General features: G+C 44.8%; 9 protein-coding genes. 5 read left to right on the forward strand and 4 right to left on the reverse strand.

The window, feature by feature from the left end; all coding sequences use genetic code 11:
• Positions 1–119 precede the first annotated feature (119 nt).
• Complete coding sequence (locus N179_RS12595; protein ID WP_023467138.1) at positions 120–1,322, reverse strand: ornithine--oxo-acid transaminase; 1,203 nt, start codon at positions 1,320–1,322, stop codon at positions 120–122.
• Positions 1,323–1,508: 186 nt separating this feature from the next.
• Here N179_RS12595 and N179_RS12600 point away from each other — a divergent pair, with 186 nt between their 5' ends.
• Entirely contained in the window at positions 1,509–3,536 is a 2,028-nt protein-coding gene (locus tag N179_RS12600; protein ID WP_055966617.1) for an EAL domain-containing protein, read from the forward strand.
• Between the two features lie 57 nt (positions 3,537–3,593).
• Here N179_RS12600 and N179_RS12605 read toward each other — a convergent pair whose 3' ends face one another.
• Positions 3,594–4,991 carry a basic amino acid/polyamine antiporter gene (locus tag N179_RS12605; protein WP_200934658.1) on the reverse strand — a complete coding sequence of 466 codons (1,398 nt, stop codon included), beginning with the start codon at positions 4,989–4,991 and terminating at the stop codon, positions 3,594–3,596.
• Between the two features lie 111 nt (positions 4,992–5,102).
• On the opposite strand from N179_RS12605, the gene N179_RS12610 reads away from it, so the two are divergent.
• Positions 5,103–5,786, forward strand: a complete 684-nt coding sequence (locus tag N179_RS12610; protein ID WP_023467135.1) for an MgtC/SapB family protein — start codon at positions 5,103–5,105, stop codon at positions 5,784–5,786.
• 109 nt (positions 5,787–5,895) lie between these two features.
• Positions 5,896–7,530, forward strand: a complete 1,635-nt coding sequence (locus N179_RS12615) for a peptide ABC transporter substrate-binding protein (protein ID WP_075642972.1) — start codon at positions 5,896–5,898, stop codon at positions 7,528–7,530.
• A gap of 116 nt (positions 7,531–7,646) precedes the next feature.
• On the opposite strand, the gene N179_RS12620 is transcribed toward N179_RS12615, so the two are convergent.
• Positions 7,647–7,904: a hypothetical protein gene (locus tag N179_RS12620; RefSeq protein WP_023467133.1), complete on the reverse strand. Its 258-nt coding sequence runs from the start codon at positions 7,902–7,904 to the stop codon at positions 7,647–7,649.
• A gap of 262 nt (positions 7,905–8,166) precedes the next feature.
• Positions 8,167–9,900: an adenine deaminase gene (gene ade, locus N179_RS12625; RefSeq protein ID WP_023467132.1), complete on the reverse strand. Its 1,734-nt coding sequence runs from the start codon at positions 9,898–9,900 to the stop codon at positions 8,167–8,169.
• A 124-nt stretch (positions 9,901–10,024) separates the two neighbouring features.
• On the opposite strand from ade, the gene N179_RS12630 reads away from it, so the two are divergent.
• Together N179_RS12630 and N179_RS12635 are read left to right on the forward strand one after the other, a co-directional pair.
• Positions 10,025–10,564, forward strand: coding sequence for a gamma carbonic anhydrase family protein (locus N179_RS12630; RefSeq protein WP_023467131.1), 540 nt, complete (start codon positions 10,025–10,027; stop codon positions 10,562–10,564).
• A 111-nt stretch (positions 10,565–10,675) separates the two neighbouring features.
• Entirely contained in the window at positions 10,676–10,861 is a 186-nt protein-coding gene (locus N179_RS12635) for a hypothetical protein (protein WP_023467130.1), read from the forward strand.
• The last annotated feature ends 131 nt before the right edge of the window (positions 10,862–10,992 follow it).

Raw genomic sequence — 10,992 nt, forward strand, 5'->3', positions numbered from 1 at the left:
AGTTGTCTGTTCCCTTGTCACTGATTTTCAAACGTTTCCTGTATCAAAACCGACACTTACCTAAACAAAAACAACAGTGAACGTCCTGTCCACTGTTGTTTAATCTAAAGCTATTCTTTTTACTGGGCGACGGAAACACCTAATACTTGTTCAATCCGTTCGAACGCCCAATCCAACTCTTCTTTTGTGATGACGAGCGGTGGTGCAAAACGAATGACTGTCTCATGTGTTTCTTTACAGAGCAAGCCTTTTTCCTTCAACGCTTCGCAATATGGTCGCGCTGCTTCTGTTAATTCAACACCAATGAATAATCCACGTCCACGTACTTCTTTAATCATCGGGTTGTTGATTTGTTTTAATTTCTCCATGAAGTACGTACCGAGTTCGAGTGAACGTTCCGGTAACTTTTCGTCTTCTAATACTTCAAGTGAAGCAATCGAGACGGCACAAGCGAGTGGATTTCCACCGAACGTCGAGCCGTGTGATCCTGGATTGAAGACGGAAAGGACATCTTTATTCGCAGCCACACATGAGATCGGGAATACACCACCACCCAGTGCTTTACCGAGGATATACATATCTGGCGTCACTTCGTCCCAATCAGAGGCGAACCATTTGCCAGAACGGCCTAGTCCAGATTGAATCTCATCCGATACGAGCAGAACATTCTGCGCACGACAAACTTCTTGCGCATCTTTTAAGAAACCATCGTAAGGAATTAAGATGCCTGCTTCGCCTTGAATTGGTTCCAAGATGAATGCCGCTGTATTCTCAGTGATCGCCTGTTTTAATGCCTCAAGATCGCCGTATGGAATTGTCTTGATTCCAGGAAGAAGCGGTCCAAATCCCCGTTGGTATTCTGCTTCCGTTGACATTGAGACGGCTGTCATCGTCCGACCATGGAAGTTTCCTTCACAAACGATGATTTCAGCATCACCTGGGATTTGTTTGACTTCATATGCCCAGCGTCGTGCTGCTTTTACTGCTGTCTCAACAGCTTCCGCACCTGTATTCATCGGTAATACCATGTCTTTACCCGTCAGTTGTGCTACTTTTTCATAGAAAAAGCCCAGTTGATCATTGTGGAAGGCGCGTGACGTCAACGTGATCTTATCCGCCTGTCGTTTTAGAGCCTCGATGATTTTCGGATGACGATGCCCTTGGTTGACAGCTGAGTAAGCGCTCAACATATCCATATAACGACGTCCTTCCGGATCCGTTACGAAGACACCCTCTGCTTCTGAAATGACGATCGGGAGTGGATGGTAGTTATGTGCTCCGAACTGTTCTGTCTGTTGAATGATTTTCTCTGTTTGATTCATCGAGATTCCCCCTTATAGCTCTTTAGAAAACGCTTTCAAAATCATTATAGCAGATTTTCTTGTATAATCTTCATCTAAAAAATGTATAACCTAGAGGATTACGATGCGTAAGAATTGAATATATTGGGAAAAGACAAGACAAGTGAACCGTCATCTCTTTTCATCATAAAGGAGCGTGCGCACGTAATGGATCGTTCGACCATTGATTCCTATGAAGTCGTCATTCAAGAATTCCCTTTACCCGCTTTCATCCTGAATACTGATTTGACCATCCGTTCTTGGAATGAACTAGCCGAAAGCCAGTGGGGCTGGACACAACAAGAAGTCGTGGATCAGACTGTTCCACTTCTTGAACAGGAAGACATGGCATTCAGTCATCAGATTTGGCGTGCCTTCTTGGAACGCCGTCAATCGGTCCAATTACCGAATGCCTCCTTATTGCATAAGACGGGCACTTCTGTAACATCAACTCTCCTTCTGTCTCCTTTACTTGATGATACAGGAACCGTTATTGCCGCTTTTGCTTGCTGTATCCCTTCAGCTGAGCAACAAACGAACATGAAACCACTCTTCCAAGGATTGATGGATTTGCGCTATGCATTCGATCAGATTGCTTCTGTCGCTGTCTTCGATGCACGAGGAACGATCACGTACGCGAATGATCAACTCATCGATGTGACAGGATATTGTTCTGAGATGCTTCTCAACCAACCATGGTCGCTCATCTTAGACCCATCCAGTCCCGTCGTTTCGGAGATTCGTGCACAACTTCGTGAACGAAAAGCCTGGTCTGGTCGCCTTAGCCTCACTTCGCAAACGGGCGAACGAAAACATCTCCAAGCGACATTGATTCCAATTTATGATGCGAACGGCGTTCGTTTTCAGCACCTGTTCATCGGCAACGACATCACGGAAACAACTGCGCTTGAAGAAGAACTTGATTTTTTAGTGCATCATCATGAGATGACGCATTTATTGAATAAACGTGGATTTTTACGCGAAGGAGAATCCTTATTCCGCTCTGCTGGATCACACGATCCCGTTGCACTCATTTTGTTCGATATCGATCGTTTCAAAGTCATCAACGATTCGTTTGGAACACATGTCGGCGATCAACTTCTTCAAGCAATGGCAACGCGTCTTTTGCAACATACGACAGATGTACTTGCTTTTCATCCGACGAGTGATCTGTTTGGTGTCTTGTTACCTGCACCGTCGAGCAATCTACTTTTTCAGTATGCTCGAAAGTTACAACAAGCACTGCAGCGTCCTTATTACATTAACGGTCATTCACTCATCGTTTCTTGTACATTCGGGATCACCGTCTATCCGTCGGAAGCAAAAACACTGGAAGATTTATACCGCCGCTCTGAAACTGCTCTATATGCAGGAAAATCAATTGGTACCGGAACGATTCAGTACTTAACACACGAGATGGACACACAGTTCACACGGAAAATCCAACTCGAACGTTCCCTCTTCACGGCACTCGAAGATCAATCCCTATATCTTGCTTATCAACCAATCATTGAAATTCAGACACAAGCCGTTAAAGGCTTCGAAGCGTTATTACGCTGGAATCACACGGCACTCGGGAGTATTCCACCAGATGAATTCATCCCACTCGCTGAAGAAGCTTCACTGATCACACCAATCAACAACTGGGTCATCATTGAAGCATGTGAACAGCTCGCGAAATGGCAACAGACGATTAATCCTGAACTGACGATGGCAATCAATATTTCACCGCATCAGTTCCAAAGTGACTCTTTTATTCGAACGTTGCAACATATCGTAACGGAGCGACTCGTTTCACCATCTTCCGTTACGCTGGAGATGACAGAGAATATTGCGATTTTACAGACGCAACGAACGGTCGAACGTATGCACCTCATCAAGTCGTTCGGCTTCCGTTTATCAATCGATGATTTCGGTACCGGTTATTCTTCTTTACAGTATCTCAGTGCTTTTCCAATCGACGAATTAAAAATTGATAAAGTATTCATTGATGGTCTGGCGAAAAATGACCATGCCTTGCTGGATTCCATCATTCAACTTGGTCACAACTTAGAGTTGAATCTTGTCGCTGAAGGTGTTGAGACAGAACACGCGTTAGATTATCTAAAAACAACATCGTGTCAGCATATGCAAGGGTTTATTTTCTCTGAACCTCTATCTGTACAGGATATCGAAAAACGATTCTTAGCACCTTAATCAAAAAAGAAGTCACGGTGGATAACAATCACCGTGACTTCTTTTGCATATCATTTCTTACAACTGAATTTCTCCTACAACCATTCCGTAAACGGCTACTCCTGCTAAGACAACGAGGATCATACTAGCAATCCACTCATAACGTGACATGCCCGTCCGTTGCTGTTCTCGCTCTGCTAACGCGTACGCGAGAATCCCTGGAGCATAGACTAATGCCGCGATGACGATGTACCAGATACCCGACGCATAGACGAGCCAAATCGAATACGCTGATGCGATGACAGAGAAAAGTAACATTTTCTGATTGCGTTCTTCGCGCGATGTCCGAATGCTATACAACGCTGATAATAGGTACGGTAATAACGCACAAATCCCGGCGATACTCGATAAGACAAGATAGGTTTGCGCTGAGAAAAGCGCGATTCCTGCGACGACTTGTGTCGCGATCTGTGTAATCAACAGCGCACCGACTGGAGCTCCTTTTCGATTCGTTTTTGCGAATGCTTTCGGAAACGCACCGTCTTTCGCCACAAGATACGATATTTCTGATGCGAGAATCGTCCATCCGAGAAGTGCGCCAGATAGTGAAATAATCAAACCGATCATGATGATCGTCGCACCGATTGGTCCAATCGCTGCTTCTAATACATACGCCATCGTCGGTTCTTTTAATCCAGCTAGTTGTTCTTGACTAAGCACTCCGAGTGATAGAACAGAAATCAAGATATAGATGACTAACACGCCAACGAGTCCTGTTACCGTCGCTTTTCCGACATCACTTCGATTTTTAGCACGACTCGACAAGACGACTGCCCCTTCAATACCAACGAACGCCCAAAGCGTGACGAGCATCGTTCCTTTTACTTGATCGAAGATCGAACCGAGTTCTGTTCCCTCTCCCCAAATATCCAAATTAAACGTTTTGATATTAAAGGCAATTCCTACTAAAAGGATGAAAATCAAAATCGGAACGAGCTTTGCAATCGTCGTAATCAAATTGACGAGTGTCGCTTCCTTGATTCCGCTTGAGACGAGCCAGAACAATCCCCAAATGACGACCACACTCATCAAAAGGAGGAATATTCGATTTTCTGCTGCGAAAATCGGGAAGAAATAACTAATCGCATTAAACACGAGCGTGATATTCGCAACCGTTCCAATCCACGCCGATACCCAGTATCCCCACGCACTGTTAAAGCCGACAAAACGTCCAAATCCTTCACGCGCATAGGCATAAATGCCGCCTTCGAGCTCTGGTTTACTATTGGCGAGATGCTGGAATACTAACGCGAGCATGATCATTCCGATCCCCGTTATACTCCATCCGATGAGGATAGGTCCTGCACTTGCACTTTGGGCCATTGCACCAGGGAGGTTAAAAGCTCCTCCACCGACCATGGACCCGATGACCATTGCCGCGAGCGCAAAGAAGCCGATTTTTTGCTGATTCATGATGAGACACTTCCTTTTTCCGTATATCTATTACATCTTACGTATATTCATTCGAAAGACACAAAAGTCATTATAACAAATCACCTTCTAAAGTAAAGAAAGGATTTGAGACGAATGAACTGGATTCATGTATTTCAGCTCGAAGACCTTCTAAAACTCCTATTGGCTGCTACACTTGGAATTTTCATCGGATTCGAGCGTGAAATTAAAAATAAACCGGTCGGTATACGCACTAGCCTCGTAATTACCCTCATCAGCTGTCTTTTAACCATTGTCTCTATAAAATCCGTCCTGCTCTATCACGATATGGCGACTCATGTCCAGATGGATCCGATGCGCCTTGTCGCGCAAATCATTACCGGAATCGGATTCATCGGAGCTGGTGTCATCTTACGACGACCACATGATATCGTCAGCGGACTAACAACTGCCGCCATTATATGGAGTGCAAGTGGGATTGGGATTGCTGTCGGTGCCGGATTCATTTGGGAATCGATTTTTCTCGTTCTCTTTCTGTTTTTCCTATTAGAAGGTCTGACTTGGGTGATGCGTCACATCAACAATAGTCGATTTGAAGCAAACGTCCTCGTCGCACATTTACTTCTTCCCGCCGATCTTGATCCATCCGACATCATCTTCGCCCTTGAACAAAAAGGTGTTCGGATTACGAATATACGCATGCGAGGAAATCCAATTCGATTAACATTACGGATGTATTCCCCTCATTCGCTGACCCTATTCCTACTTTATGACTATTTAAAATCACTTGGAATTAAGGATATAGACCTTGATCAGTAAGAATTATCTGAAAATTTATGTTGCATTTTTAATCACTTTCACTTAAATTAACAATATGTTCACATTTTTCTGAAATATTTAAAACTAACTCTCGGGGGGTCATCGTTCCATGAATAAACCATCGAAAATTGCTTTTGCTGGACTATCCAGCATTGCACTACTTGCTGTCGCTGCATGCGGGCAAGGAAATGATGAGAATGCAAGCGGCTCGGATTCGAAAAATAAGAAAAAGGAAGTCACGCTCGTTTCGACGACAGATGTACCTCAGCTCGATCCGACGAAAACGACGGACTCGACTTCCATCATTGTTACGAACAACGTCTTTGAAGGACTCTATCGTCTTGACGGCGATAACAAGCCAACACCTGGAATCGCAGAAAGTGTCGAAGTATCAGACGATAAAAAAACATACACGTTCAAATTGCGTAAAGATGCGAAATGGTCAGATGGATCAGCTGTCACAGCAGATGATTTCATTTATGCTTGGAAACGTGCACTTGATCCAAAGACAGCAGCAGAATACGCGTACATTTTACAAGATTTGAAAAACGCCAATAAAATCATGGCTGGAGACGCTGAACTCGATGAACTCGGTGTCAAGAAAGTCGATGACCAAACACTTGAAGTACAACTCGAAGCTCCTGCTCCTTACTTCCTTGGCTTAACGAGTTTCCCAACGTACTTACCATTAAAGCAATCATTCGTCGAAGATAAAGGCGATAAGTTTGCGACAAGTGTTGATACAATGGTCTTCAACGGACCTTTCGTACTCGATAAGTGGCAAGCGAACGCTGGGTGGACATATAAGAAAAATCCGGATTACTGGGATAAAGCAAGCGTCAAGATGGATCAAATTAACGTTAAAGTCGTCAAAGAGATTTCGACTGGCGTCAACCTCTTTGAATCAAAAGAAGTCGATTTTGCACCGATTACATCGGAGTTCGTCTCACAGTACGAAAAATCAGAGGATTACAAGACTCGTCCAGATGCTCGGATCAACTTCCTTCGCTTTAACCAAAAGAATAAAGCATTGAAAAACAAAAACATTCGTAAAGCACTTGCACTCGGTTTTGAGAAGCAAGGGATTACCGATGTCATCCTAAACGATGGATCAAAACCAGCGAACTTTATCGTTGCGAAGGATTTCACATTTACACCAGATGGCGAAGACTTCCGTACGAAGTATCCGGATCTTCAAAGCTACGATGCAGATGCAGCGAAAAAAGCTTGGGATGCTGGTTTGAAGGAACTTGGTGTCAAAACAGTTGAACTCAGCATGCTCTCACGGGATGAAGATGCTTTCAAGAAAGTCTCTGAGTACTTAAAAGGTGACCTAGAGAAACATCTTCCTGGTTTGACGATCAATATCAAACAACAACCATTCAAAAACTTCCTCGATCTCGAATCGAAGGGTGATTATGACATCTCTGCAGCTGGATGGGGACCTGACTATCAGGATCCAATGACGTTCCTCGACATGTGGTTGACAGGCGGAAGCTTCAACCGGATGGAATACTCGAACAAAAAGTTCGATGATCTCATCAAAGGAGCGAAACAACAAGCCGATGAAGCGAAGCGTTGGTCTGATATGCAAGAAGCTGAAAAAATCTTGCTAACAGATGACTACGCGATTGCGCCGATCTACCAAAAAGGTGAAGCTTACTTGCAACGGACAAACATTGATAAATTATACCGTCACCCATTCGGTGCCGATATGAGCTTTAAATGGATGGAAGTAAAATAACCCTTTAAAACATTGATGAACAAGTAGCGGACCTCGTTCCCTACTTGTTTTTTTATTTCCAGACGACATTCTCAAAAAACAACAAAGACCCCTTCTGACGGAGCCATCGGGGGTCTTTACTGTGCAATTTGTTTATAAAAAGCAATCTCTTCATCCTGTCCTTCCTCAACTGCTCGGAAGAATTCAGCGAAGTAAGCATAAAGAACGGTGCGTTCCTCATACGTTGGTCGAGCTTGACGAATGACGGAGAATGCAAGATTTCGCAACTGACGTTTTGTTCGTCGATGTGTTGGTAACGCATGGAACTGACGCGTAAATGAACGATAGACATCCGCAATCAAAGCTTCGTGCCCTTCAAAATATGTCTTATCCATAATGATGATCTCCTTTCTAACCTTGTTGTCCTACTGTTTTCTACGAACCTTTTAGATAAAAGTTTCATAGAAAGTGAGATTTCTCACAAATGATATAGACCTTACTATAACAAGCTTTCCAAAATGATTCAACATCCAAACTATTAAGTTTCATCAAGGAATTTTAGCCGTTTTGTAAAGTTCCTTTCTTTGATTTTAGATCATCTATTCCTAACACAAAACGGTCTGAGTCCCGGAAAGAGACTCAGACTCGCGACGGACATCAGTCTGCTTGTACTGAAATATGCTGGAAGTGTTTCACATCGAATAATCCACTGTCGGTCAGCTTTAATTCCGGAATGACCGGTAAGCAAAGGAATGACATCGTCAAATAGGGATTAAAGGAACGATCCGCCTCTAATACATCGAGGGCATCATTCAATGCTTCGAGTGTATCTCCAACTTCTTGGAAGGGACGATTCGTCATCAGTCCAGCGATTTCAAGCGGTAACTCAGCAAGTACCTCTTGCCCATTGACGGCAATGACTCCCCCACCCGCTTGGACGAGACGTTCCGCAGCGAGTTGCATCTCTTCGTCTGATGCGCCAACGATGACGAGGTTGTGCGAATCATGGGCAACAGTCGCCGCAATCGCTCCGCGTTTCATCTTGAAACCTTTGACGATCCCGACTGCCGAGAAGGATGTGCCGTGATGCCGTTCAATGACAGCAATCTTTAAGAGATCCTGCTCCGGTACAGGCACGAAATGTCCGTCTTGAAGCGGAACGTCGAGAACCAGATGTTCCGTGACGATGCTTTTCGGAATGACTCCGATCACATGCGCCCGTGATGATTCAAGTGGAAGGGCAAATACTTCTGGTGTAATCGGTTTTGTATTCAATGCACCTCGTAACGATTCTGGAACATGCGCGCGTCGTACTGTTCGGGTCGTTTTTCCTGCTCGTGCGACACACTCACCTTTAATATAAACCTCGTCAATCACGACGTTATCAGCATCGGATAACAAGACGAAGTCCGCCCGGCGTCCCGGCACGATAGCTCCACGATCGTCCAGACGATAGGCATTCGTCGCATGCAACGATGCCATCGCATACGCTGTTTCGCGTTTAATTCCATGACGAATCGCATAGCGGATATTATAGTCGATCGTACCTTCGCGTAATGTATCATCCAAATGTTTATCGTCCGTACAGAAGAGGAAACGGCTCGCGTTGCTTTCCGTCACAGCATCGAGTACTTCCTTCAAGTTTCGGGCAGCTGATCCTTCCCGCACTTCGACATACAGACCACGACGCGCTCGGGCAATCGCATCTTCTTTACTGACAGATTCATGATCCGTTCGAATTCCGGCGACACCATAAATGTTAATTTCGCGTGGTCCAAGTCCCGCAGCATGACCATCGACCAGTTTTCCTGCGTCTTCGATCTGTTTAATTTTTTGGAGCATATCGCGATCGGCTCGTTCGACCGCTGGATAATCCATGACTTCTCCCAAACCATGGACACCAGGATGATTGACGAATGGTGCAAGTGCCGCCGCATCAAGTGATGCTCCCGCGTGTTCAAACGAAGTCGCCGGTACGCAGCTCGGTAACATCATACGGACATCAAGCGCGAGACCTTCAGCATCGTCTAGCATAAAGGATAATCCTTCTGCTCCTTTGACATTCGCGATCTCATGCGGATCGGCGATAATCGTCGTGACACCTAACGGTAGAATCGCTTGCTCATACTCACTTGGCGGCACCATCGATGATTCAATATGGACATGGGCATCGACGAAACTTGGTGCGATGAAAAGTCTTTCTCCCGAACGATTCTCGATTCCGTCATACCCCTCTCCGACAGCAGCAATATAACCTGAATCAATCGCTACATCTGCTGTATATGTCTCACGTGTCATGACATCAATGACTGAAATATTCTGATAGACGACGGCTGCTTTCTCTTTTTTGGCAGCAATCGCGATCAATCGTTCACGCACTGTTTGTTCCATCCTGTCTCCTCCTGTTGTAAGCGTATTTTTACCATCTTACAATTAGTTTGGAAGCTGTTGCAATTTATTTTTTGTAACGTCAAGATGAAAGAGTATCGATTTAATGTCTGAGGGGGAAAAACGCATGAAATATCGTGTCGGTTCACTTGTTCCAAACATCGATCCATCCGTTTATTTAGCGGACGGATCTAAAGTCATCGGAGAGGTCACGATCGGAAAAGACTCATCTGTCTGGTTCAATACGGTCATACGCGGAGATGAAGGTCCGATTCACATCGGGGAACGCGTCAACATCCAAGACGGTTCGATGATTCATCAGTATGAAGGGTATCCGACTATCATTGAAGATGAAGTGACGATTGGTCATATGGCGATGATTCACGGCGGAATCATTCGAAAAGGAGCGTTAATCGGAATGTCGGCGACGATCCTCGATGAAGCCGAAATCGGAGAAGGAGCATTCGTTGCTGCCGGAAGCCTTGTTCCGCCAAAAATGAAGGTACCTGCCGGCGCGATGGTCATGGGTGTTCCTGCAAAAATCGTCCGGGATATCAGTGACCATGATCGATTCATCATGGAACGAACAGTCCGAAAATACGTGAAACGAGGTCAGCAGTATGCTGACAGTTTTGAAGCTATCACAGAGGATATGACAAGTTTGTGAGAACGTTTACAAAGTTCACAGGTTCTTAATACCTCCCCTCTTCCGTCTTTACAATTCTTTCGTACACTAGAGGTGTAAGAGATGAATCAAGACACAGAGAGGGGATTTTATATGATTCCAGTATACGAAGAACGCATCATGTCTGATTTGTTTTCATCTACGAATAACCCAAGTTACGGTTTGCCGACGTTACCCGAATCGGAAACGGATTGGTTGACAGTCGAGATTCAAACACGTATCGTTAAAGATGCCGAGCACCGCCTTGGAACATTAAACCGAGAGGAAGAACGTGTATGATTCAGCAACGCACTGTTCGCGCTTGGCTCGCTAGTCGCATCAAAAAATAATTTAATCACTTGATTACGTATTTTCCAAAACGATATAGCGCGTCAGCGCGCATACCAAAAGAGCCGAAGCGGATTCCCGCC

Source organism: Exiguobacterium indicum HHS 31, from assembly GCF_001939065.1.
GTDB classification, from domain to species: Bacteria; Bacillota; Bacilli; order Exiguobacteriales; family Exiguobacteriaceae; genus Exiguobacterium_A; species Exiguobacterium_A indicum.

Coding starts and splice junctions, on each gene's coding strand:
- N179_RS12595 (WP_023467138.1), bottom strand. CDS start 1,322: ATGAATCAAACAGAGAAAATCATTCAACAGACAGAACAGTTCGGAGCA.
- N179_RS12600 (WP_055966617.1), top strand. CDS start 1,509: ATGGATCGTTCGACCATTGATTCCTATGAAGTCGTCATTCAAGAATTC.
- N179_RS12610 (WP_023467135.1), top strand. CDS start 5,103: ATGAACTGGATTCATGTATTTCAGCTCGAAGACCTTCTAAAACTCCTA.
- N179_RS12615 (WP_075642972.1), top strand. CDS start 5,896: ATGAATAAACCATCGAAAATTGCTTTTGCTGGACTATCCAGCATTGCA.
- N179_RS12620 (WP_023467133.1), bottom strand. CDS start 7,904: ATGGATAAGACATATTTTGAAGGGCACGAAGCTTTGATTGCGGATGTC.
- ade (WP_023467132.1), bottom strand. CDS start 9,900: ATGGAACAAACAGTGCGTGAACGATTGATCGCGATTGCTGCCAAAAAA.
- N179_RS12630 (WP_023467131.1), top strand. CDS start 10,025: ATGAAATATCGTGTCGGTTCACTTGTTCCAAACATCGATCCATCCGTT.
- N179_RS12635 (WP_023467130.1), top strand. CDS start 10,676: ATGATTCCAGTATACGAAGAACGCATCATGTCTGATTTGTTTTCATCT.